We start from the raw sequence: 22,203 nt of genomic DNA on the forward strand, positions 1-22,203 counted from the left end.
TTGTTGGTCGTACGATCGCTCAAGGTCGGGTCAGCATCGAAAGGTCAACCGCGACGCTTTCGCTCAGATCGGCAAGGGAATCATAGAGCAGTTGCAGCGCGTAATGCGGGTTGTGCGAGTAAGATGCGCCGCCATCTTGCGCGACGAACTGGTAGTTATACGCGGCGCGCAGCAAGCGCGGCGTCCAGCTCTGATACCGGTTTGGATAGGCGTCTTCGCCTTCGGACACCGCCCCATCCCCATCGGTATCGATGAAGAAATACGGGAAAGACCCTGTGCTATAGACAATCGGTGTACCCGCGACTTCGGCGGCATAAAGCGCGATGGCCTCACCAAGTTGCGCATGCAGCGTCGCGATTGGCGCGGTGATGCCTTCGCTCGTGTCACCGTCGCCGTCATAATCCAGCGGTGACGTGCGGATTGCGGCGAAGCTATCGGCGTTTTCGTGACAGCTTGTGCAACTGGCCAAGTTGACCTCAAGGCTGTGCGGCCTATGGCACGAGACGCAGGTGTTGAACTCGGGAACATGGGCGTATGGCCCGGCATATCGGCGGCCTGGATACTCGTAACCGCCATGCACCGCGCTGCCTTGTTGGGCGGCACTCGACAGCGCGTAATGCGAGTTGATGAAGCCCAGATCGGCCGACACGGTGTCGGGTTCGCCAGACCCGATCGCGGTATTCACGGTGCCGGTTGCGGCCCGACCCTGATGGCAGACCGCGCAGACGGCAGAGCCACGCTCAAGCGTCACATGAACGCCCGAGGGAAAGGGCACGCTGTCGAGATTCACCGCCGCAGAACTGTGGCAGGTCGCGCAGCTCACCACGGTGCCGATCCCGACGGGATGGTCTATGGCGCCTACCGTTTCCATCGGTCCTTGCAGATAATCCAACAGGCCGGTTGAGGAGTGGCAGACGGCGCAGCGGCCCGGAATTTCGCCGTCTTCGTCCCAATGGGTAAAGGCCCCGGCAGAGCGGTCCGCATGGGGCGACGCCAGCCAGGCTTCGGTGATCTCCGTCAGAGTGGGGCCGCGATCTTGGGCCAATACGGCCGCTGGCAAGAGCAGCGCGACGGCCAACGCGAATGTGGCGAGGGGGCGAATGAACATGGGATGTCCTCCAAATGGGCTGGCGGCGGGGCGGGCTATGGGTCTGCGCCTATCCGGCCACAAATTGCGAACCGGGTAATTGACCAAGATCAATGTGCGCCGGACCAAGCTCCGAGAAGGTGGGCGGAGTTTGCTGCCCATCAGGGCCAAGAACAGGCGTATCGATGATGTCCGACCCTTTGCCGCCTTCCCCTGTACCCGTTGCCCTTCTGGGCCGGGATTACCCGGGTTTGCGGCCGCGTGCGGTTGTGGCAGAGGGCGAGGTTGTAGCCCCGGGGCAGGTGCTCTTTCACGATGTGAAGCGACCGGAGATTGAGTTTGTCTCTCCGATTCGGGGCCGTGTGGCGAGCATAGGTTTTGGGCCACGGCGCACCCTTTCGGCGATTGTTATCGAACCGGCAAAGGGCGGCCCGGCCGGCCCCGCCAACATGTTACCTGAGGGGGGCGATCTGCGCAGATATCTGTTGTCTCGCGGTCTCTGGCCCGCTTTTGTGACGCGCCCCTATGGCGGTCCGCCCGACCCGGAGGCCGGCCCGGACGCCATCATCGTCTCCGCCGTTCCGGCATGTGGCAGCGCGCTTGACCCGCAAGCCATCTTGTCTGACCGGCAGAGCGACTTCGCCGACGGCATGAACGCCTTGACCGAACTAACGGAAGGGCCAGTTCACCTCTGCCTGGCGGCTCAATCGACGGTCCCGATCCCGGCAAATCCGCGTATCAAAGCGCATCGCAAGCGGTTCGCGCGCGACTGGCATCGGCCGGGTGGGCAGGTCGCACGGCTCAATCCCGTCGGCCCATTGGGGCAGGTTTGGACCATTGGCTATCAGGACGTCGTCGCGATTGGATCGATACGGCGCACCGGTATTTATGACCCGATCCGAACGATTTCTTTGCAACCCGAAGGACGCGCGCGGGCACAGATAATGCAAGCGCCGCTTGGGGCGGATTTGCGGACGCTGTTCGCGGCGGATGGTGCCCTTTCTCCTGATTTGGAACCGAGGTCTGGCCCGCACGGCTATAGCCATCCTGCGGCCTATCTGGGGCGACACCATCTTGATGCGGCGCTTGCCGATGTGAGCACATCGCGGAGACCAACGGGGCCGCAGCCCTTGATCCCGCTGACCGGGCTCGACCGCGCTCTTCCGGCCCATGTACAAGCCGTGCCCTTGATGCGCGCCCTTAGCATTGGTGATTTGGAGGCCTGCGCACGCCTCGGCTGCCTCGATTTGCTGGAAGAGGATGTAGTGCCGCTGACGGCGCTCTGCGCCAGCGGCACCAATTACGAACGCTGCCTGCGCGACGTGTTGGATCAGTTGCAGAAGGACGCCGCATGACCCGGTTTGCGTTGCTCATGCACGGTCGGGGGGCTGGCGGGCTCGTCGCGATTCAAAGCCTCGCGCTCTTGCCGCCCCTTGGGGTGAGCCTCTGGCACGGTGGCGCCGCGACCCTTGGCATTCTGCTCGCCGCGCTTCTGGTTGTCCTGATCTGGGATTATGCTTTTGCCGCTTTGCGCCATCGCCGCTTTGAGCCTCATGGTCTCACCACCGCCGCGATCTTCACGCTTTTCGTGCCCGCCGACATGCCGCTGTGGCATCTGGTCGTCGTTCTGTCGCTTGGTTGCGTCATCGGGGAGCGAATCTTTGGTGGGCGCGGCTTTGCCTTTCTGTCGCCGGCGACGGTCGCCCTGGCACTCGCGCTCTTGTCGCTCCCCGATCTGACCCTTGTCCCACCAAGCTCGGCGCTGGCCCTGGCCTGCCTGCCGGGGGCAGCGTTGCTTTTGGCGACGGGGCTGTTGAGCTTGCGCATTGCTCTGTCTTTTTTGGTCGTGATGATCCTGGTCCTCGGGGTGAGCAGTTTCGAGACGGCCATCATCCTGCTGACCACTAGCAGCGTCGCGCTGGTGTTTCTGATCTGCGATCCGACCTCCGCCGCTGTCACATCCTGGGGCCGTGTGCTGCATGGTGCCTTGGCCGGTGGTCTCGCCTGGGTCTTCGCGGGCCTCGGCGACGGACCGCCCGGGGCCGGCGCCTTGGTCTTTGCGGCGCTGATGGCGAGCCTCATGGCACCGCTGATCGACCATATCGTGCTGAGTTTCAGTGCTTGGAGAAGGCAAAGGCACCATGGCTGATCCAACCCTCTCCCGCTGGCGCTTTCTGGCGCGTGACAATGACGATCCGGTCAAGATCGTAGGGGTTGCGAGCCTCACGGCCGTGATCTGTGCGGTTTTGGTTGCCAGTGCCGCGACCCTGCTGGAACCGCGACAGCAAGCTCATCTTGAGGCCGAACGCGCCGCCCGAATGGCGGCCATGTTGGACACGCTGCCCGGCATGGGGGAGCTTTTGACCGAGACCGGGGCGGATGGCCTGACGACCTATCTGGTCGATCTGGCCAGTGGTCAGATTGTGCCCAACATGTCCGCCGCCGATTATGACGCCAACGCTGCCGCCAATGACCCGGAAACGGCGGTGGCGATCCCGGCTTCGCAAGACCTCGCCCGCTTGCGGCAGCGCGCGCCGCTTGCCCCGGTGCATATTCTCGAGCGTGACGGGGGCGTTGCTCTGATCGTGTTGCCGGTTTCTGGCACGGGATATCAGTCCCGGATCGAGGCGTTGTTGGCACTTGAGGCCGATCTCAACACTGTCGCGGCCCTGACTATTACCGCACAAGGCGAAACAGCCGGCTTGGGCTCACGCATCGAAGATCCGGACTGGCAAGCGCTTTGGCCCGGGCGGGAACTGGCCGATGCCAGTGGTCAGATCGTGATCGATGTGGTGCGCGGGCAAGCCAGCGGCCCGCATCAGGTTGACGGTATCTCGGGCGCGACACGCACCGGTCATGGGGTGGCCGATATGCTGCGCTACTGGATGGGGCCGCATGGCTTTGGCCCATTTCTCGACCAATTGCGCGACGGAGGTCTCTGATATGGCAAACACCCTGACGCGCATTGTCTCCCCGCTGATCGACCAAAATCCGGTCACCCGGCAAATCCTCGGGGTCTGTTCGGCGCTTGCCGTGACCACATCGCTCGACACGGCGCTGATGATGTCGCTGGCGCTGACGACGGTGATCTGCCTCGCCTCGGCCATCATCAGCCTCATACGCCACCACATCCCCCATGTGATCCGGTTGATCGTGCAGATCACCATCATCGCCTCGCTGGTCATCGTGATCGACGAGTTGATGCGCGCCTTCGCCTTTGAGTTGAGCCGCGCCTTGTCGGTCTTCGTGGGCCTGATCGTGACCAACTGCCTCGTTCTAGGGCGGGCGGAGGCCTTCGCGATGCGCAATCCGGTAGGGCCATCGGTGTTGGACGCGCTTGGCAACGGCTTGGGTTATAGCCTGATCCTGATTGTGGTGGGCAGCATCCGGGAGCTTCTGGGGCAGGGCAGCCTATTGGGCGTCACGCTGCTGACGCCAGTGGAGGATGGTGGCTGGTTCCAACCCCTCGGCCTGATGCAGCTGGCGCCCGCGGCCTTCTTCATCATCGGCTTGCTGATCTGGGCGATCCGCAGCGCCCGCGCGGATCAGGTCGAGCCTGCGCAGTACCAGCTCGCCGGGGATAGGGGGCGCGGATGACCGAACTTCTGATCGCCTCGATCTTCTCGGAAAACCTGGCGCTGGCCTATTTCCTCGGGATCTGCACCTTCCTCGCCGTCTCGGAACGGGTGGATACGGCGATTGGGCTTGGCCTGGCCATCATCGCAGTCCAGACGATCACGGTGCCGGTCAACGCGCTGATCCTGAACGGAGCTTTGGTGGACGGGGCCTGGGCCTGGGCGGGCCTGCCCGATGTCGATCTGTCTTTCTTGCGGCTCGTGGCCTTCATTGGCGTGATCGCGGCGATCGTGCAGGTGCTAGAGATGACGCTGGATCGCTATTTCCCGCGCCTTTACATTGCTTTGGGCAGCTTCCTGCCGCTGATCACCGTGAACTGTGCCGTCCTTGGGGGCAGCCTCTTCATGGCCGAGCGGCAATACACCGTCCCGGAATCCCTGGTCTATGGGTTTGGCAGCGGCGTTGGATGGGCGCTTGCAATCATCGCCTTCGCGGCCATTCGCGAGCGCTTGCGCTATAGCGATATGCCTGCAGGTGTGCAGGGATTGGCCAGCGCCTTCCTGGTCACCGGCCTGATGTCGCTTGGCTTCGCGGCCTTTGCGAGGGTGCCGCTATGAGCAATCTGATCCTCGGTATCGTCTTTCTCGTCGCCATGACCCTGGCGCTGACCGGCGTGGTGATCCTGGCCAGGCGGGTCATGATGCCCGCGCGCCCCACGACGATCACTGTGAATGACACCAACCGGATTGAAACGGTGACCGGACAGAAACTTCTGACCGCGCTGAACGATCACGGCGTTCTGGTCCCCTCGGCCTGCGCCGGGGCCGGCACATGCGGGCTATGCCGGGTGCAGATCACCGGCGATGGCCCACCGCCCTTACCGGTGGAGCTGGCCCGGCTGACCCCGGCCGAGCGCCGCGATGGCACGCATCTGGCCTGCCAAGTTACCTTGCGTGGCGATATGGCGGTCCATGTCAGCGATGATCTGTTGGCCGCCGAGGCCTTTGAGGCCTGCGTCGCCTCCGTCACCGCGCTGACGCCCCTGATCCGGGAGATCGTTCTGGACCTGCCTGAGGGCAAGGCCGAGCATCTTTTTGCGGGTGCGTTCATCCAGATCACCGCGCCACCTTACGATCTGAGCTTTGATCAAATTGAGATGCCTGCGCCGTTTGAGACTGTCTGGGAACCGCTCCGCCCGCTTTCCGTCCGTACCGACGAGCCGGTGACCCGCGCGTATTCCATCGCTAACCGGCCGGAGGATAACAGCGCCGGGCGCGTGGTTTTGAACATCCGCCTGGCCCTGCCGCCGCCAAAAGCTGCGGGGGCGCCGCCGGGGATCGTCTCATCCTGGCTGTTCTCGGTGCAACCTGGCGATCCGGTCTCTGTTGCCGGGCCCTTTGGCACCTTCCGCGTGCAAGAGAGCGACCGTGAGCTGGTGTTCCTTGGCGGCGGGGTTGGCATGGCGCCGTTGCGCGCGATGATCTTCGAAACGCTGGAGGCGCGGCACAGCCCCCGCAAGATGAGCTTCTGGTATGGCGCGCGCAGCGTCGCGGATCTGTTCTATGCCGACGAGCTGGATGCGCTGGCCGAAAAGCATGCGAATTTTGACTGGACCGTTGCCCTGTCCGACCCCGAACCAGAGGATGATTGGAGCGGCGCGACCGGGTTCATCCACACTGTCGTTTGGGAACGGTATCTGCGCGACCACCCGAACCCGGAGAACTGCGAGTTTTACCTCTGCGGCCCGCCGATGATGATCGCGGCGGTGCTCAAGATGCTGGACGATCTGGGCGTGGAACCCGACCGCATCTTCAACGATGATTTCGGAGTGTGAGCGATGGATGAGACCCGGCGCAACATGATCCTTGGCGGTTTGGCTCTCGGCCTGATGCCTGATGCGGGATGGTCAGGCACCGGCGCAACCGGCGCACGCATCGCTGGCGGCCCGGCCTTTGGTAGCACGTGGCGGCTGGTCTCTGGCGGTCGAGACCCGGCTTTGATCAGCCCCTGGATCAGCCACCAAATCGCCACTGTTGATGCGGCCATGTCGCCTTATCGAGAGACCTCGCCGTTGTCGCGCTTCAATCGCGCGGAAGTCGGGCAGAAGATCGCGGTTCCCGCCTCGATGGCGCATGTCGCGCGCGCGGCTTTGGAGATTCACCAGACCACCCAGGGTGCCTTTGACCCCACAATCGGGCCACAGGTGCAGCGTTTTGGCTTTGGGCCAATCACCGGGCAGGCGGGCAGTGCCGAGGCGATTGTTCTGGGTCAGGAGTCGGTGCGGAAGGAGGTGCCGGGTGTCACGCTCGACCTCTGCGGGATTGCGAAAGGCTTTGCCCTGGATCTCTTAACCGACGGGCTGGTGGCGCAAGGCGCGGAGAACATGCTGCTTGAACTGGGCGGCGAGGTGCGCGCGATTGGGAGGCACCCTTCCGGACGACCCTGGCAGGTGGCGATTGAAGACCCCTTGGCGCCCGGCTTTGCCGCGCACACAATCGTGACGCCGGGTGCGCTGGCGCTGGCCACATCCGGACATCGGGCCAACGGTGTTTCGGGAGACATCGCGCTCAGCCATGTGATCGATCCGGGCAGCACCCGCCCGGCGGTAGGCTTCGCGGCTTCGGTCTCTGTCCTAGCCCCGACGGGGATGGAGGCGGACGCCATGGCCACGGCGCTGCTGGCGATGGGCGCAGGCGGCCCCGCGTTCGCGCGGGCCAATGGGGTCTCGGCACTCTTCATCCTCGATGCGGCTACGGCGGGGCAAACTGTCATGACCGGTGATTTTGCCGACCATGTCGTGGCCTGAGAGGATCGGAAAGGAGACAGCGGCATGACGACATTTCTGTTCACCTTGGCGCTCATCGGTTTGATGATCTTGGGCCTTGCGATCGGTGTTTTGCTCGGGCGCGGGCCGATCAAAGGGTCCTGCGGCGGGATATCTTGCGCGGTGCCGGGCGGCTGCGCGGCTTGCCCGAAATCCGGTGGCGGAGGGCAGGGGGGATGAGCACACTCAGCCTCGTTTCCGACTACATGAATCGCACGTTGGTCACGCTCAGCCCAGAACAAGAGATCAACAGCGCCGTTCATGTCTTGTTGGATCACAAGATCTCGGGCGCGCCGGTGGTCGACAAAGCGGGGCGGCTGGTCGGTATTCTGACGGAGAAGGACGGTCTGCGCGCGGCGTTGGAGGCCAGCTATTACCGCGAATGGGGCAAACCTGTCTCCGCTTATATGGCCAAAGATGTTGTGACAATGGACCCCAACCTGGACCTTCTCACCGCCTGTCAGCAGTTTCTTGACGGCCCATATCGGCGCTTTCCCGTGGTGGAAGACGGGCGACTTCTTGGGCTGATCAGCCGCACCGATATTTTGCGTGGATTGGCCGAGAACTGGGGCTGAGGGGCATGTCGTTTCAGTCTCCCCGATCCGCTCCATATCTGGGAGAGGTGGAAAGCTGGCTTCCTTAAAGTCGATTGTTCATTCCACGGTGTAACACTGCTCTGAGGTTCAAGTCGGCTTCGGCTAGAGATGATGGACATGGCCCGCTTGAACGTCACAGCCTCACCCCAGTTTCAAAGGCGAGCCCGATGAAGGACGCTGTTTTTCCCTGCGCGCTATCTGCGTCATGAGAGGCCATTGGCTGGCACGATGATCGGAGCAGGAGGGCTCAAACAGTTCAACAACGTGTGTCAACGATTTGAAGATGCAGAGATTATCAGCAAGGCAAAATGCGAGGCTTTCCATCGCCCCGATGATGGATTGGACAGGTTTACTTATCTTTTCAATACCTTAAGAGGAGTTTTGTGCACCGTGCTTGCAACGTGAAGTCGCCTTCTGAGGCGCCATATCGTGCGTTTGGCGGTTGCGCGGGTTTAGCCAGATTGAAGCGCATCGGAACCGATGGGTTTGGCCTTACGCAAAACAGAGCGGACGCAAGCGTGCGATCGGTACGAGAGCCTCTAAGGCGATTCCGCAGTGGCCAAACAAACACTGGCCGCTCGGTCTCATGTTGGACGCATTCTCGGACGCCTCGTGGTTCCGCATCCTTTGCATCATCGGTGATTTCAGCCAGGAATGCCGGGCTGCCGTCGTGGACATGTTGCTCTCGCGCACTCGGGTCGCGGGAGAATTGGATCGGATCGCAGAAATGCGGAGGCATTCCTGCATTGTGGTCAGCGACAACGTCACACTCGCTGACGTTTACTCCGGGCGCGACAAGGCCATTCCACAACAAAGGGAAAGGATCAAACGAAAGACACTCGAAGCGCGTCGGGTACAACACAGAAAACGTGCCGCATAATGCAATCAGACAGAGGGGCCAAAATCTCTCCTAAACTAGGCCGCTCTTCGTGCCAGAAACCCTGACGAAAGACGATCTGAGATCGCTCGGCAGTAGCGTCTCCGGCGTGTTCTGGTAGCAGACCGGTCGAAGCCAACGTCTGATCGCGAGTGTCCCCACCGAGGTCTGCCCGAAGTTGGTCGAGGCCGGATAGGGACCGCCATGGACCATGGCGTCAGCCACTTCGACGCCAGTTGGAAATCCGTTGAACAGAATGCGCCCCGCCTTTCTCTCCAGACTGGGGAGAAGGCGGCGCACCGCATCGTGATCCGCATCGTCCATCTGCAGGGTGGCCGTTAGCTGTCCATCAAGCTGGGCGGCGACAGTTTCCATTTCGGCGCTATCTGCCGCCACCACCAGTATCGCGGCGGGCCCGAAAACCTCGTGGCGGAGGGTGTCGTCCACCATCCAGTCTCGGGCCGAAACGCGGAACAGATCCGGGCCCGCAGCCCGCGATGCATCGTCCGAGACAAAGAGCGTTTCCACGCGGGGCGCGCCGACAAGCATATCCCGCCCTGCGCGGTAGGCCGAGGCGATGCCGTCTGTCAGCATGGTTTGCGCCGCGACACCGGACAGGGCCGCGACCGTCTCTGCGGCGAAGATGTCCGCGTCGGCACCCTCGATGGCGATGGCAACGCCCGGGTTGGTGCAGAATTGCCCGGCCCCCATGGTCAGCGATCCGGCCCAAGCCTTGGCAATCTCAACGCCCCGGGCCGCAAGCGCCGCAGGCATCAGAAAGACCGGATTGATGCTGCCCAACTCGCCATAGAAGGGGATTGGTTCGGCCCGGTTTGCGCACATGTCGAACAGCGTGCGGCCTGCGCCGAGCGACCCGGTGAAACCGACGGCGCGGATCAGCGGATGGGTGACAAGCGCCGTACCGACGGCGTGATCGCCGCCATGGACAAGTGAAAACACGCCCCCAGGTAAACCGGCGGCGGCGATCGCCTCGGCGATCGCTTCGGCCACGACTTCGGACGTTCCGGGGTGAGCTTCATGCCCCTTAACGACGACAGGGCATCCGGCAGCCAAAGCCGAGGCCGTATCGCCGCCTGCGACCGAGAATGCCAGCGGGAAGTTGGAGGCGCCGAACACGGCGATGGGGCCAATCGGGCGCTGGATCATATGTAGCTCCGGGCGCGGCAGTGGCGTTCTGTCGGGCATGGCCGGATCATGGCGCCGGTCAAGGTAATCGCCCGCGTCGATGTGGTCGGCAAAGAGCCGAAGTTGGCCGACCGTGCGCCCGCGCTCGCCTTCCAGCCGAGCCGCCGGAAGGCCGGTCTCACGGGTTCCAATCTCGGTGATGGCATCGCCGACGGCGTCGATGTGGTCGGCAAAGAGCCGAAGTTGGCCGACCGTGCGCCCGCGCTCGCCTTCCAGCCGAGCCGCCGGAAGGCCGGTCTCACGGGTTCCAATCTCGGTGATGGCATCGCCGACGGCGTCGATGCGGACTGCAATGTCACGCAGCAACGCCGCTCGTTCGGCCCGGCTGGTGGCGGCAAAGGCGGCAAAAGCGTCTTCGGCGGCAACAGCGGCGTGCTCGATGAGGGCGGGTGTGCCCTTGGCGAAGGCTTCGGCCGCACCGGCGATGGGGGTGTTCCTGAATGTGTCTTCGCCGCCGATCCATGTCCCGGCGATGAGGTGCTGTCCTTTGGACATTGGAGGCCTCCGTTGGGTCAGGTGTTCGTGCCGGGACCCGGCATGGTGAAATTGAGCGGCATTCGCCCGCCATCGACGAACAGGCATTCGCCGGTGATGTAGCTGGAACGGGGGCTTGCCATGTAGATGATCGCGTCGGCGACTTCCTCCGGGGCCCCAAGGCGGCCGAGCGGAGTACGTGACAGAACCCGGGCGCGGAGCGCGGGAGAGCGGGACTGCCCTTTGCGTTGCAGGGGCGTGTCGATGCTGCCGGGGGCCACCATGTTCACGCGGATGCCATCGGGGGCCAGCGCGATGGCCATGGCGCGGGTCAGCTGCAAGAGGCCGCCCTTGCTGGCCACATAGGCCGCATTGTCAGGGAGCGCGAGTTGCGCGTTAACCGATCCGATATTAACGATGCTGCCGGGGGCGCCTGCGGCGACCAGCGCCCGGGCAACGGCTTGTCCCAACAGAAACGGCGCCCGCAGGTTGATTTCATAGACACGGTCGAAATCCTCGCCTTCCATATCCAGGAAATCGGTCCTGTGGGTAATGGCGGCATTGTTGATGCAAATCTCGACCGGACCGCCAAGCGCATCCTGTGCGGCGGCTGCGAGGCCCTGGATCGCGTCCGGATCGCGCAACTCTGCCGGGTGATAGGTTACCCCGCCGGTGTCGTCCCACACGTCTGTTGTCGGCGCGAGATCGGTGGCAAAGACCAATGCACCCTCGGCAAGAAGAAGGTTGACCGTGGCGCGGCCAACACCGCCCAAAGCGCCGGTCACCAAGGCGCGTTTTCCCGTCAGCCGAAGATCCATGGCTCAGGCCCTCCTTTCCGGTCGGGTCCAGAACGGAGCCGGCGTCGCCGTGAAGGTCTGCATATCGGCCATCATCGGAAGGAAGGCCTTCATGCAGTCTTGCCAGTCGGGGTCTGCCAGAAGCGCTTGCCGCCGGGCAAGGCGCTCGGCGTGATCGGCATGGCCCCAGATATGCAGGATACGGTTCTGTCTGCCGGTCTGACTAATCAGATAGGTGATGTTGTCCGTCCAATGTCGGGCCTGGACAGGCGCGGACCGTGTCTTGAGAATGTCGAGGAACGCGGACATGTCACCATGATGAAGTGCGTAGCAGCGAACGTCCACGAGGCCCGGCGTGGTCGCGGATCGCGTATAAGGCAGGTCAGGGATTTGCCGCATCACCTCGGTCTCTTGATCGGAGAACAGGCCCTTGAAATCCTGTCTGACAGAGATCCATTCAGGGTCTTGAGCCATGGCGGCGCGTCGGGTTTCCATGTCTGTGGTGTCGTCATATCCCCATAGGTGAAGGACATGGTTTTGTGGGCCGACATCGGCAATGAACCAGCCCAGAGCTGTGCCCAGATGGCGTTCCTGCGCCGCGTAGCCCGCCGCGCCATAGCGGCTGAGATAGGGGGCGAGATGTCCCGGTTTCAGGGTGTAGCGGCGCACATCAACGATCATTCTTGGTCCTCAGGACTCCATGCGCCGGCGAAGACGCCATTCTTGCGCCAGCTTTCGGTCTTTGCCTCGATCGCTGCGTCTGAGATCGTCGCGCGACGTTTGCGAGCGCGCAACCACGCGAACAGGCGCGCTTCAAGCTTGGCACAGATGTCTGAATAGGCCGGGTCGCGGCCGAGATCGACGAACTCGTCAGGATCGGTTTCCAGGTCGAAGAGTTGTGGCGGAAAGCCTTCGAAATAGACATAGTTCCAGCGCGCATTGCGTAGATTATAAGCGCGTGCGGCGTGCGGTGGGACATTCAACTCGCGGCGCTGCTGCCGGAAGGAATAGTCCAGCTCGCTGAAAACCGTATCCCTCCAGGGGATATCTTGCCCATGCAGCAGCGGCAGCAACGACTGGCCCTCTAGGATGTGATCGGGCACCTCACCGCCGAGCCAGTCAACGAAGCTCGGCAACAGATCAATAGATTCGACGGGGCGCGCGGAGACGGTGCCGCGCGTGCCGTCAGCCGCTGCGTCGGGATCGACCACAATGAGCGGTATACGCGTCGATTGGCGATGGAACATCTCTTTGTCGCCCAACCAGTGATCGCCAAGGTAATCGCCGTGATCGCTGGTAAAGACGATCATGGTTTGATCAAGCGCGCCGCGGTCTTCGAGGAAGGCCATAAGACGCCCGATCTCGTCATCGATCTGTTTGATCATGCCCATGTAAATGGGGATCACCGTGTCGCGCGCCTCGTCCCTGCAGAAGGTCCGGCATTCCTCGCGCGCGTGATAGGCGGCGAGCACAGGGTGGGGATCGTCCAGTTCTCGCGGGTCACGTAGGGCAGGGGGCACATCCGCGGCTCCGTACATCGCGTGATAGGGCGCCGGTGCCACATATGGCCAGTGCGGTTTGATATAGCTCAGATGCAGGCACCATTGGTTGGTCTGTGCGGCGATGCACTCCATCGCGCGATTGGTCATGTAAGCCGTCTCGGAGTGTTCCGCCGGAACACGCGCGGCCGCACCGACATTCTGCAGATACCAGCCGGATTTTGGCTCCGCGTCGCCGGTGGCATTCGCTCGGTAGTGCCACGGGTTCGGACCTCCGAGGCCGTGCTCCTCAAGGTATCGATTATAAGCGTAATCCGGCTTGACGGCGGCATCGGCATGGATCCCGTCATCGCGTTCGAACACGCGAAAGCCGCCTTCCGCCATCAGGCGGCCCTCCTTGGTGTTTGGATCGATTCCCAGGCGCGCCAGGCCGTCGAGGTTTGGGGTGACATGGCTTTTGCCGACCAGCAAGACATCGGTCCCAAGCGGGCGCAGATGATCGCCCATCGTCATCTCAGAGGTCGGCAGCGGCACATAGTTCCAGGTGGCGCCATGGGTGGAGATATAACGGCCTGTATAGAAACACATCCGCGACGGGCCACAGACGGGCGATTGCACATAGGCCTGCGAGAAGCGAACACCGCGCGCCGCCAGGGCGTCAATATTCGGCGTTTCTAGTGACGGATGGCCAGCACAACCGAGATAGTCGTAGCGAAGCTGGTCCGCCATGATGAAGAGGATGTTCTTCATGGCGGTCAAAACAGGTGATGGCCGGTGGCGTTCACCGGGATCGTATAGAGCGATGTCGATGAGGTTGTCACCAGCGTCCGGCGATCCGCCCCCATCCATGTGAAGTTCGCGGTCTTTTCGGGGATCAGGATCACGCCGAGCGACACGCCATCGGGTGAGAAAACCTGCACGCCGCCGGGTCCGGTGCACCAGACCCGGTCTTCGGCGTCGCATTTCATGCCATCGGCCACACCCTCGCCCGCGCCAGTGAGTTCCGCGAACACCGCGCCTCCCGAAATCTCTCCGTCAGCCGTCACATCGTAGCGGCGGATGTGTTTGCGAAGGGTGTCATTGACGTAGAGCACCGTCTCTTCGGCATTGGTGCAAAGCCCGTTCGGCAGCTCGTAGTCGCGGGCGACAGGTTCAGCCGTTTCTGCCTCGGGCCGGATCCGCCAGACGCCCTGAAAATCGAGGTCCTGATCGCGTTCGACGCCGAAGAACGGCTTTCGGCCTGCAAGCGGGTCGGAGAACCAGATGGTGCCGTCGCGAGTGACGATGATGTCATTGGGGGCGTTCAACTCCTTGTCTCCGAAATGGCTGGCGAGGACCGACAGAGACCCGTCTGCCTCAAGCCGGACAACACGGCTGGTTGCATGCTCGCAGGTCAGAAGCCGGCCCGCCGCGTCATAGGTGTTGCCGTTAGCCTTGTGGCTGGGTTGGCGAAAGACCGATGGCATCGCATCTCCGGGTCGCCAGCGGTACATCGCATCGCCCGCGATGTCGCTGAAGGTCAGATGGCCTTCGGTTGGATGCCAGGCCGGGCCTTCGACGAACTCGTACCCTGTCGCGAGTTGCGACACCGTCGCGTCCGGAACGATGACCGCTTCGAAATCGGGATGTCGGATATCGTATTGCATGGTTTGGTTCCTTCCAATCGGCGCCTTAGAACCCGAACGCACGCGGGATGAACAGCACCACCTCAGGGACATAGGCCATCACCAAAAGCGCGGCTACGAGCGGTAGCAGGAACGGCGCAACCGCAATGCAGACTCGGGTAAAGGGCAACCCGGTGATATCCCGCATTATGAAGAGCGACATGCCCATCGGCGGGGTGAACTGCCCGATCATGATGGTGAAGACCATAACCACACCCAAGTGTAGCGGGTCCATGCCGTAATTGGCGACGGCAATCGGGACGATCATCGGCGCCAGGATCAACAGCAGGATCGCATCGGCGACAATCGCGCCCAAGAAGATGATGACCACCATCAGAAGAAGCAGGAAAGCCCATTGTTGATCGAAAGTGCCGCCGATCCAGCCAGCCAATTCCTGTGGCATGCGTCCTACGGAAAGAACCCACCCGAACAACAATGACATGGCGATCACAAACAGAAGGCGCGTTGTGCCGATCACGACCTCGCGGCTGACGTCGAAAAATGTGGCCAGCCCCAGGTCGCGATAGACGATGACGGCGAGAAACAGGGCATACAGGACGGCGACCACCGCCGCCTCGGTCGGGCTGAAGATCCCCAGGACCATACCGCCCACAATCAGGACCGGCGTCAAAAGCGGTGGCAGCGCGTAGAGAAACGCCATACCCAGGCGCCCAAGGCTCCATTGACTGTCCGTGGTGTAGTAGCCGTGTTTGCGGCCCACGAGGTAGACATAGATCATCAGGCAGCCGGTGATCACGAAGGCGGGCATGATGCCGCCAAGAAACAGGCCGGTGATCGAGACCTCCGCCACCAGCCCGAAAAGCACCATCGGCACACTCGGCGGCAGGATCGGACCGATCGCGGCAGAAGACAGCGTTACTCCCATCGCGAAATCTTCTTTGTAGTTCTCATCGCGCATGGCCTTGTATTCCATGCGCCCTAGCCCCGCGACGTCGGCCAGCACCGATCCCGACATGCCGGCAAAGACCAGACTCGCGAAGATGTTCACATGGCCCAGCCCACCGGGAATCCGTCCGACCATGAGCTTGGCAAATGCGAAGATCCGATCCGTGATCTTGCCTGCGTTCATCAAGGCACCTGACAGCATGAAAAGCGGTATCGCCAGCATGGTGAAGTTCTGAAGCGATCCGCCCAGCTCCACGACCGCGAAGGACAACGGGAAATCGTTCCACCACAGATAGAGGATCGACAAGCCGCCCAAGGCAAAGGCGAGGGCATAGCCGCCGAGCACAAGCACGAGGCTGGCAATAACCAACCCGATTAGAAACAAGCTAAGATCCATTGCTGCGTGCCCCGAAGACGACGGAAAGGTTCCCGACCAGCTGCCAAAGATGGACCACGAACATGGCCGTCGCACTCAGGGGAACGATCGCGTAGATCATATTGAGCTTCCAGCGTAGGGCGGCCGTTCGTTCGAAGCTCAGCTGTTCGTACATGGACCAGCCGCCGATGATGAGTGCGGCCATGAAGACGATGGTCAGGAGGTTGAAGATCGCCTCCATCACGCTCCGTCCCCTATAGCCGAGGAAGTTTTCCAGGATCTCGACCCGGATGTGGAGGCCTTGCCTTGACAGACCAACGGCTGCAATGAACGTCATCCAGACCAGAAGGATCTGCGTCAGTTCCTCCGGCCATTGCAGTGGCGCGTCGAAGACGTAGCGCATGATGACCTGAAGGCTGGTCAGGGCCACAAAAAACCACAGGAATATCTGTGCGATCGTGAATTCAGGTTCACGGCGCAGGATCGTCCATCGGCTGACATCGGGGTCGGTGGGAAACACGGGCGCTTGATCCGTCGATTGAGGGGGCGGGGGCGGCGCGCGCCCGCCGGGCGCGCGCCTTGTGCTGTTAGATGGAGATCAACCCTGCGGTGCCAGCGCCTTGACCTGTTCGAGAAGGCCTTCGGGCCATTCCGCCCCGTCCAGCATCTCAATCTGCGCTGTTACCGAAGCGCGGAAGGCGTCGATATCAAGGCCCTGTTCGACGCCGATCACGGACATGCCTTCGGCTTCGAGGCTTGCAAGAAGCGCGCCTTCCTCCGCCACCACCGTCTCGGTCATGAATGCGGTCGCTTCGACAGCTGCGCGGCGCACGGCCTCCTGATCTTCCGGCGATAGCTCGCGCCAGCTGTCCGCATTGATTGTGATCGGGATTGGGATCAGCTGATGACGCGTCAGGATCAGGTAGTCCTGCACATCAAAGAAGTTCTGGTTGAAGATTGTCGGCAGCGGGTTCTCCTGCCCGTCCACGATGCCTTGCGTCAGCCCCTGGAATAGCTCCGACAGCGGAAGAGGTGTCGGGTTTGCGCCCAAGCCCGTGATCGTCGCCAGCGACAGCGGGTTGCCGACGGCGCGGATTTTCAACCCGTCAAGATCGGCGGGTGTGCGCACCTCTGTCTCCGTGGTGGTCAAGGTGCGGGCACCGAAGTAGTAGTTGCCCAGAACAACGAGGCCGCCGTCTTCGGCAAGCTCGGCGCTCCAGGCCTGGCCGTATTCAGGGTGATCAAGGACGGCAAGCTGGTGCGAGAAGTCGTCGAACACATAGCCCGCGGTCAAAATCGAGTAACTCTGCACGATGTCCGACAGAAGCGGGTAGGGCGTGAGCGCGATGTCAATTGCGCCGCTTCTGGAGGCACCAAAAAGATCGCGAAGGCCGCCGAGCTGAGAGGACGGAAACACCTGCACCTCGACACGTCCGTCGGTGTAGTCGGCGACCAACTCGGCGAACATATCCGCGCCCCGTCCGGTCGGCCCCGAGGGGGCATGTATGTGACCCATGCGCAGCGTCACGTCCTGTGCCGATGCGAAGGTAGCGGGCCCTGCCGCCGTCAGTGCAATCCCGCATACCGCTGCAAAGCCGGTCTGTCGGATGGAAGTCAAAGCGATGCACATGTCTGGTTCCTCCCCTGATGCGCATTTCTGAAGTCATTTGCGACCGAACGGGCAAGCCCGGCGATACGCATGGTCACCCGTGTGTTTTGGGCCGGATGCCGGTCAGCGCTTCGTAGCGGCGCTTTGTTTCGTCGTCGGGCGGATAGATGCCGAAGATGGATTTCCCCGCCTGAACCTCCTCTAGGACGAAGGCTTCGAATTTCTCCTGCGCTTCCGCGTCGGTTGCGACCTCATCGGCCAGATACCGAGGCAGAACCACGACGCCTTCGTGATCGCCGACGATGATATCGCCGGGATAGACTGGGACATCGCCACAGGCGATCGGCACGTCGATATCGACTGCATGGTGACGGATCAGATTGGTGGGGGCCGAGCCGCCCTGCGCGTAGACCGGCCAGTCCATCTCGGCGATCTCCGGCAGGTCGCGCAGCGCGCCATCGGTGACGATACCGACCGCACCCCGCATCTGCATCCGGGTCAGCAGGATATGTCCGGCGGACGCGGCGCTCGCATCACAACGGGCATCCATGACCAGAACATGCCCGCCTGGAATGTCCTCGACGACTTTCCGCTGCGGGTGGCTGCGATCCTCGAACACGCCGAGATGATCGATATCCTCGCGCGCCGGAATGTAGCGCAGCGTGGTTGCCGGACCGACCATGGCTCCGCCTTTTGCGGTCTGGCGGGCTATGCCCTGAATATAGAGATTGCTGAGACCACGCTTGAAGAGCTGCGTTGTCAGTGTCGCGGTCGAGCAGCGTTTCAGCCGCTCGATCGTTTCTGGCGAGACGGTCTCGTCGGTTTGCATCGTCACGGCGGCGTCCTTGATCAGGTGGCTTGATATCGAAGTTGTCAGACAAAATGACTATTTGCAAAAATTTGTCAACTCCGATTTTACAAGTTGCCGCTCGCGCCTCCGTCCCCGTCGAAAACACGGCGCCGCGCGCCGTCGATATGAAGACGCATGGCGGCTTCTGCGCCATCCGCATCGCCGGCTTCGATTTCTTCGAAAACGCGCTCATGCTCGCGTTGAACCAGCGCCAGACGCGCCTGCGGATCGAGCAGCGATAGGTTGCGGTTGACCGAGATCGCGGAGGAAATCGCCTCTTCAAGGGAGCTGAGCGTAACCTCGAAAAACCTGTTCCCTGAAGCCGCTGCGACTGCCTTGTGGAAGGCGAAATCATGATCGGTGCCGATCGCGCCGCTGTTGACGGCTGCATCCAGTGTCTCCAGCGCGGAGCGCAAAAGGGCAAGATCATCCTTGCTTCGACGAACGGCCGCAAGCGCCGCAGCCCTTGGTTCCAAAGCTGCCCGAAACTCAAAGCAGCGCTGCATATCGGCGATGCTGCCAAGCGGGGCGAACTGGAGAAGTGCGGTATTCGGCGGCTTCTGCACGTAGCTTCCTGACCCTTGCCGCGCGTGGATCAGGCCATCGTCGCGCAGTTGCGCGAGCGCTTCGCGCACAACAGGACGGGAGACCGAAAACTGCTCCGCAAGTGCCGTTTCGGTCGGCAGACGGTCCCCCTCCTTGTAGTGTCCTTCCATGATGTCCGAGAGGACTGCGTCATAGACTTTGCTGCTCAGCCGCCCCTGTCCCAAACGGTCACGTCGGACATTTGCCGGTCCGGCGGCGATGACAGAAGGTTTTTTGCTCATTGCTTGCTCGGTCTCTTTGGAAAATCTGCGCACCTGGGCCGGTTGAGCCCATTGTCGCGACCAGTTTAGCGTCGAAGTTGTAATATTTGTCAAAGGAGAAGTGACCGGAGATCGCCTGCGGCGCACGCCCCGCTTCGCGAACGCTACCGCGCTGAAGCCAGGGGCGGTCAGAGCCGCCGGTTCCGCCATCAGACCGATCCTGCAGGCGCAGGACTGGGGCGGGCGTCACTCGTTGACCTTGTCCAATCCGACGCTCATCGACACCGCTACCAGCGCAAGGATCGCAAGCAGGATCTGCACGCCGGATACGGCCGCGACCAGCGGTGAACTTGTGTATTGCACAAGCGCCAACAACTCCACCGGCAGAGGCCGGTCGCGGAAGCCATGGGTGAAGATCGCCACGGACAGGTTGTCGAATCCTTCGACGAAGGTGAAGACCGCGCCCGCCAGGATCGCGGGCAGCAGCAGTGGGAAGGTGATGGTGCGCAGACTCTGGAACGAGGTCGCACCAAGATTGGTGGCCGCTTCCTCCAGCGATGGATCCAGCCGGACAAGGCGGCTTTGAACGGTTCGGACCATCACCGCCATGATGAACACGGTGATTGAGATCGCCTGCAACCAGATTGAGGGCGAAACCCCCACCAGCGCGCCAGCGAACAGCACCGCGACGCCGAGCACAATGCCAGGCACCATATGCGGCACCAGCACAAAAACCGAAAGGGCGGTCGTGCCACGGAACTTGCCGCGCACACAGGCCAGCGCTGTGGGCACGCCCAGGACGACGCACAGGAAGGTCACCATCAGGCCAACCTTGAGGCTGGTCCACATCGCACCGACAAGTTCGGTCTGCTCAAAGACCTCGGCATACCAGCGCAAGGTGAACCCTTCGGGTGGGAAACTGACAAAGGCGCGTGTGTCGAAAGAGATGAGGATGACAATGACCGATGGCGCGATCAGCAGCAGCAGAGAGAAGACGGCGACGAACAGGATCAACCCGATGCCGAGAATGTCGCCAAGGGAGGCGGTGCGCAGGGCCTTGATCATGCGTCTCGTCCTTTTGTCCAGCGAGTGAACAGGTTTGTGATCATCGCAATCGCCACCAGCACGACGAGGCAGGTCACCATCAGGATCAGTGAGCTGACTGAACCTTTGCTCCATTCCAACGAGAACACGACCTGCTCATAGATCATCGTTGCCGCGTTCAGGTAGTTGCCGCCGCCCAGCAACTGCGGCACCACGAAGGTCGTGTAGCTCAGCGTGAAGACCAGCGCCGCCCCGGTGCCGATGCCCGGCGCGCTCAACGGGAGGATCACGGTGCGCAGCGTGCCCAGGCGGGACGCGCCAAGATTGGCCGACGCCTCGAACAGGCCACCCTCATGGCGGCTCATGACCGCGATCAGCGGCAGGATCATAACCGGCAGGTGGATCTGCACCATGCCGATCAGGACCGCCCAATGGGTGTTCATGATGCGCAGCGGCTGGTCGATCAGCCCGAGGCTCATCAGCGTGGAGTTCACGACACCGCGCCCGCCAAGGATCACCAGCCAGGCATAGGTCCGCACGATCCCGCTGGTCAGCAGCGGCGCGATGGTCAGGATCAGGATCAGCCGACGGGTCCATTTGCCGCCAATCAGGAACAGATAGGCCACCGGATAGCCGAAGAGCAGGCATAGAAGCGTGGTGTTGATCGCCAGCGTCAGCGAGCGCTGGAAGGTTGTCCAATACAGCGGGTCGGTGAGCGCGTTGGTGAGATGCGACAGAGAGAATGTCTGCGAAACGATGGCCCCGCGTGAGACCACGATATCCGAAAACCCCAGGGACAAAAGGATCACGAACGGGATGACCGCGACAACGGACAGCACAATGATCGCCGGAACCGCGGGCCAGATGCCGCGGCCCGACAAAAGCTTGTCGAGAACCTGTTCAGACAGGCTGGCCTTTGAGGCGGTCTGAGAGAAGGCTGCCTCGGTCATCAGATCGGATACACGGCGCAATAGGACGGGTCGATGACGGACAGACTGACGGCCGCCCCGGCCTGAAGGGGGCTGGCCCGCTCCTGCCGCATGGCCGCCACCTGGATCGTTGTGCCATCGGGCATGTCGACATGGTATTCGATCAGCGCGCCAACGGTGCGGTGAAACGAGACCGTCCCGCGCCACGGGCTTGTGCCCTCGGGGGCGACACGAAGGTTGTGAGGACGGGTCATGACCTGAACTTTGCCGGATAGGTCGGTCTGCGCCGTCTGACCATCGGGCAGTGCGACAGTGCCATTTCCAGCTTCCGCGCCCCAGAAATTCGACGTGCCGATGAAATCCGCGACATAAGCCGTCGAGGGATGGTCGAACACTGTATCGGGGGCGGCGACCTGTTCGATCTGCCCCGCGCGCATAACGGCGATCCGATCCGACATCGTCAGCGCTTCTTCCTGGTCATGGGTGACGAAGATTGCAGTCAGGCCCAATCGTTTGATCAGCTGCCGAAGCTCGACCTGCATCGCGCTGCGCAGCTTTGCGTCGAGGGCGCTGAATGGTTCGTCCAGCAGCAACACGCGGGGCTGCAGGACCAGCACGCGGGCAACCGCGACGCGCTGTTGTTGACCGCCGGAGAGTTGGGCCGGATACCGATCCGCGAACTCTGCCAGCGAGACAGTATCAAGCGCCTCCGCGACGCGGGCCTCAATCTCGGACCGGGACACGCCGCGCATGCGCAGCCCGTAGCCGACATTGCGCGCAACCGTAAGATGCGGAAACAGCGCGTAGCTTTGGAACACGACGCCAACCGGGCGCCGGTTCACCGGCATGCCGCTGACATTGCGACCGTCGATCTCAATCGCTCCCTGTTCCGCATCCCAGAACCCGGCGATGCAGCGCAGAAGCGTGGTCTTGCCACAGCCCGACGCACCCAAAAGCGTCACGATCTCTCCTTCGGCAACGTCAAGTGAGCAGTCCTGCAACACCGTGATAGAGCCAAAACGTTTGGAAACCGCCCCTATGCTCAGCACCGGGGCGGCAATGTCCGATCCATACATCAGATCA

Annotated in this window: 23 protein-coding genes; 9 read left to right on the forward strand and 14 right to left on the reverse strand. The window is 62.2% G+C overall.

Annotated features, from left to right (window positions below):
• Positions 1-19: 19 nt before the first annotated feature.
• On the reverse strand, positions 20-1,108 hold the full coding sequence (locus GTF44_RS09010) for a polyheme membrane-associated cytochrome C (RefSeq protein ID WP_216365013.1): 1,089 nt from the start codon (positions 1,106-1,108) through the stop codon (positions 20-22).
• 164 nt (positions 1,109-1,272) lie between these two features.
• On the opposite strand from GTF44_RS09010, the gene GTF44_RS09015 reads away from it, so the two are divergent.
• The 9 genes from GTF44_RS09015 to GTF44_RS09055 are packed head-to-tail and all read left to right on the forward strand — an operon-like array spanning position 1,273 to position 8,062.
• Complete coding sequence (locus GTF44_RS09015; RefSeq protein WP_171560857.1) at positions 1,273-2,442, forward strand: hypothetical protein; 1,170 nt, start codon at positions 1,273-1,275, stop codon at positions 2,440-2,442.
• On the forward strand, positions 2,439-3,236 hold the full coding sequence (locus tag GTF44_RS09020; protein ID WP_171560854.1) for an RnfABCDGE type electron transport complex subunit D: 798 nt from the start codon (positions 2,439-2,441) through the stop codon (positions 3,234-3,236). Before GTF44_RS09015 ends, GTF44_RS09020 begins: the two co-directional genes overlap by 4 nt.
• Positions 3,229-4,029 (forward strand): NADH:ubiquinone reductase (Na(+)-transporting) subunit C, encoded by an 801-nt coding sequence (gene nqrC, locus GTF44_RS09025; protein WP_171560851.1) that lies wholly within the window; start codon positions 3,229-3,231, stop codon positions 4,027-4,029. Before GTF44_RS09020 ends, nqrC begins: the two co-directional genes overlap by 8 nt.
• Before the next feature lies 1 nt (position 4,030).
• The gene (locus GTF44_RS09030) at positions 4,031-4,684 is read left to right on the forward strand and encodes an NADH:ubiquinone reductase (Na(+)-transporting) subunit D (protein WP_171560849.1); all 654 of its coding nucleotides are present in this window, start codon (positions 4,031-4,033) and stop codon (positions 4,682-4,684) included.
• A complete protein-coding gene (nqrE, locus tag GTF44_RS09035) occupies positions 4,681-5,280 on the forward strand; it encodes an NADH:ubiquinone reductase (Na(+)-transporting) subunit E (protein ID WP_171560846.1) in 600 nt (199 codons plus the stop codon). Before GTF44_RS09030 ends, nqrE begins: the two co-directional genes overlap by 4 nt.
• Complete coding sequence (gene nqrF, locus GTF44_RS09040; RefSeq protein WP_171560843.1) at positions 5,277-6,497, forward strand: NADH:ubiquinone reductase (Na(+)-transporting) subunit F; 1,221 nt, start codon at positions 5,277-5,279, stop codon at positions 6,495-6,497. The genes nqrE and nqrF overlap by 4 nt, the downstream gene beginning before the upstream one ends.
• Before the next feature lie 3 nt (positions 6,498-6,500).
• Positions 6,501-7,469, forward strand: a complete 969-nt coding sequence (locus GTF44_RS09045) for an FAD:protein FMN transferase (protein ID WP_171560841.1) — start codon at positions 6,501-6,503, stop codon at positions 7,467-7,469.
• 24 nt (positions 7,470-7,493) lie between these two features.
• Positions 7,494-7,667, forward strand: coding sequence for a hypothetical protein (locus tag GTF44_RS09050; protein ID WP_171560838.1), 174 nt, complete (start codon positions 7,494-7,496; stop codon positions 7,665-7,667).
• Positions 7,664-8,062, forward strand: coding sequence for a CBS domain-containing protein (locus GTF44_RS09055; RefSeq protein ID WP_171560835.1), 399 nt, complete (start codon positions 7,664-7,666; stop codon positions 8,060-8,062). Before GTF44_RS09050 ends, GTF44_RS09055 begins: the two co-directional genes overlap by 4 nt.
• Positions 8,063-8,993: 931 nt before the next feature.
• Here the strand turns inward: GTF44_RS09055 and GTF44_RS09060 are convergent.
• From GTF44_RS09060 to GTF44_RS09120, 13 genes are all read right to left on the reverse strand, one after another.
• Positions 8,994-10,661: an aldehyde dehydrogenase (NADP(+)) gene (locus GTF44_RS09060; RefSeq protein ID WP_171560831.1), complete on the reverse strand. Its 1,668-nt coding sequence runs from the start codon at positions 10,659-10,661 to the stop codon at positions 8,994-8,996.
• 17 nt (positions 10,662-10,678) lie between these two features.
• On the reverse strand, positions 10,679-11,458 hold the full coding sequence (locus GTF44_RS09065; RefSeq protein WP_171560828.1) for an SDR family NAD(P)-dependent oxidoreductase: 780 nt from the start codon (positions 11,456-11,458) through the stop codon (positions 10,679-10,681).
• 3 nt (positions 11,459-11,461) lie between these two features.
• Positions 11,462-12,118, reverse strand: a complete 657-nt coding sequence (locus GTF44_RS09070) for an NIPSNAP family protein (RefSeq protein ID WP_171560825.1) — start codon at positions 12,116-12,118, stop codon at positions 11,462-11,464.
• On the reverse strand, positions 12,115-13,686 hold the full coding sequence (locus GTF44_RS09075) for an alkaline phosphatase family protein (RefSeq protein ID WP_171560823.1): 1,572 nt from the start codon (positions 13,684-13,686) through the stop codon (positions 12,115-12,117). The genes GTF44_RS09070 and GTF44_RS09075 overlap by 4 nt, the downstream gene beginning before the upstream one ends.
• A gap of 5 nt (positions 13,687-13,691) precedes the next feature.
• Positions 13,692-14,582, reverse strand: coding sequence for an SMP-30/gluconolactonase/LRE family protein (locus GTF44_RS09080; protein WP_171560820.1), 891 nt, complete (start codon positions 14,580-14,582; stop codon positions 13,692-13,694).
• 25 nt (positions 14,583-14,607) lie between these two features.
• Positions 14,608-15,903: a TRAP transporter large permease gene (locus tag GTF44_RS09085; protein WP_171560817.1), complete on the reverse strand. Its 1,296-nt coding sequence runs from the start codon at positions 15,901-15,903 to the stop codon at positions 14,608-14,610.
• The gene (locus tag GTF44_RS09090) at positions 15,893-16,402 is read right to left on the reverse strand and encodes a TRAP transporter small permease (RefSeq protein ID WP_171560814.1); all 510 of its coding nucleotides are present in this window, start codon (positions 16,400-16,402) and stop codon (positions 15,893-15,895) included. The genes GTF44_RS09085 and GTF44_RS09090 overlap by 11 nt, the downstream gene beginning before the upstream one ends.
• A gap of 78 nt (positions 16,403-16,480) precedes the next feature.
• Positions 16,481-17,512: a TRAP transporter substrate-binding protein gene (locus GTF44_RS09095; RefSeq protein ID WP_171560812.1), complete on the reverse strand. Its 1,032-nt coding sequence runs from the start codon at positions 17,510-17,512 to the stop codon at positions 16,481-16,483.
• Between the two features lie 73 nt (positions 17,513-17,585).
• Positions 17,586-18,320, reverse strand: a complete 735-nt coding sequence (locus GTF44_RS09100; RefSeq protein WP_171561072.1) for a ribonuclease activity regulator RraA — start codon at positions 18,318-18,320, stop codon at positions 17,586-17,588.
• An 86-nt stretch (positions 18,321-18,406) separates the two neighbouring features.
• A complete protein-coding gene (locus GTF44_RS09105; protein ID WP_171560809.1) occupies positions 18,407-19,357 on the reverse strand; it encodes a FadR/GntR family transcriptional regulator in 951 nt (316 codons plus the stop codon).
• A 36-nt stretch (positions 19,358-19,393) separates the two neighbouring features.
• Positions 19,394-20,212, reverse strand: a complete 819-nt coding sequence (locus GTF44_RS09110; RefSeq protein WP_171560806.1) for an ABC transporter permease — start codon at positions 20,210-20,212, stop codon at positions 19,394-19,396.
• Positions 20,209-21,141 carry an ABC transporter permease gene (locus GTF44_RS09115; RefSeq protein WP_253261264.1) on the reverse strand — a complete coding sequence of 311 codons (933 nt, stop codon included), beginning with the start codon at positions 21,139-21,141 and terminating at the stop codon, positions 20,209-20,211. The genes GTF44_RS09110 and GTF44_RS09115 overlap by 4 nt, the downstream gene beginning before the upstream one ends.
• The gene (locus GTF44_RS09120) at positions 21,141-22,196 is read right to left on the reverse strand and encodes an ABC transporter ATP-binding protein (protein WP_253261263.1); all 1,056 of its coding nucleotides are present in this window, start codon (positions 22,194-22,196) and stop codon (positions 21,141-21,143) included. Before GTF44_RS09120 ends, GTF44_RS09115 begins: the two co-directional genes overlap by 1 nt.
• Positions 22,197-22,203 lie beyond the last annotated feature (7 nt).

The organism is Roseobacter sp. HKCCD6576-2 (genome assembly GCF_013179285.1).
In the GTDB taxonomy this organism is placed as follows: Bacteria; Pseudomonadota; Alphaproteobacteria; order Rhodobacterales; family Rhodobacteraceae; genus Rhodophyticola; species Rhodophyticola oceani.

Coding starts and splice junctions, on each gene's coding strand:
- GTF44_RS09010 (WP_216365013.1), bottom strand. CDS start 1,108: ATGTTCATTCGCCCCCTCGCCACATTCGCGTTGGCCGTCGCGCTGCTC.
- GTF44_RS09015 (WP_171560857.1), top strand. CDS start 1,273: ATGATGTCCGACCCTTTGCCGCCTTCCCCTGTACCCGTTGCCCTTCTG.
- GTF44_RS09020 (WP_171560854.1), top strand. CDS start 2,439: ATGACCCGGTTTGCGTTGCTCATGCACGGTCGGGGGGCTGGCGGGCTC.
- nqrC (WP_171560851.1), top strand. CDS start 3,229: ATGGCTGATCCAACCCTCTCCCGCTGGCGCTTTCTGGCGCGTGACAAT.
- GTF44_RS09030 (WP_171560849.1), top strand. CDS start 4,031: ATGGCAAACACCCTGACGCGCATTGTCTCCCCGCTGATCGACCAAAAT.
- nqrE (WP_171560846.1), top strand. CDS start 4,681: ATGACCGAACTTCTGATCGCCTCGATCTTCTCGGAAAACCTGGCGCTG.
- nqrF (WP_171560843.1), top strand. CDS start 5,277: ATGAGCAATCTGATCCTCGGTATCGTCTTTCTCGTCGCCATGACCCTG.
- GTF44_RS09045 (WP_171560841.1), top strand. CDS start 6,501: ATGGATGAGACCCGGCGCAACATGATCCTTGGCGGTTTGGCTCTCGGC.
- GTF44_RS09050 (WP_171560838.1), top strand. CDS start 7,494: ATGACGACATTTCTGTTCACCTTGGCGCTCATCGGTTTGATGATCTTG.
- GTF44_RS09055 (WP_171560835.1), top strand. CDS start 7,664: ATGAGCACACTCAGCCTCGTTTCCGACTACATGAATCGCACGTTGGTC.
- GTF44_RS09060 (WP_171560831.1), bottom strand. CDS start 10,661: ATGTCCAAAGGACAGCACCTCATCGCCGGGACATGGATCGGCGGCGAA.
- GTF44_RS09065 (WP_171560828.1), bottom strand. CDS start 11,458: ATGGATCTTCGGCTGACGGGAAAACGCGCCTTGGTGACCGGCGCTTTG.
- GTF44_RS09070 (WP_171560825.1), bottom strand. CDS start 12,118: ATGATCGTTGATGTGCGCCGCTACACCCTGAAACCGGGACATCTCGCC.
- GTF44_RS09075 (WP_171560823.1), bottom strand. CDS start 13,686: ATGAAGAACATCCTCTTCATCATGGCGGACCAGCTTCGCTACGACTAT.
- GTF44_RS09080 (WP_171560820.1), bottom strand. CDS start 14,582: ATGCAATACGATATCCGACATCCCGATTTCGAAGCGGTCATCGTTCCG.
- GTF44_RS09085 (WP_171560817.1), bottom strand. CDS start 15,903: ATGGATCTTAGCTTGTTTCTAATCGGGTTGGTTATTGCCAGCCTCGTG.
- GTF44_RS09095 (WP_171560812.1), bottom strand. CDS start 17,512: ATGTGCATCGCTTTGACTTCCATCCGACAGACCGGCTTTGCAGCGGTA.
- GTF44_RS09100 (WP_171561072.1), bottom strand. CDS start 18,320: ATGCAAACCGACGAGACCGTCTCGCCAGAAACGATCGAGCGGCTGAAA.
- GTF44_RS09105 (WP_171560809.1), bottom strand. CDS start 19,357: ATGGCGGAACCGGCGGCTCTGACCGCCCCTGGCTTCAGCGCGGTAGCG.
- GTF44_RS09110 (WP_171560806.1), bottom strand. CDS start 20,212: ATGATCAAGGCCCTGCGCACCGCCTCCCTTGGCGACATTCTCGGCATC.
- GTF44_RS09115 (WP_253261264.1), bottom strand. CDS start 21,141: ATGACCGAGGCAGCCTTCTCTCAGACCGCCTCAAAGGCCAGCCTGTCT.
- GTF44_RS09120 (WP_253261263.1), bottom strand. CDS start 22,196: ATGTATGGATCGGACATTGCCGCCCCGGTGCTGAGCATAGGGGCGGTT.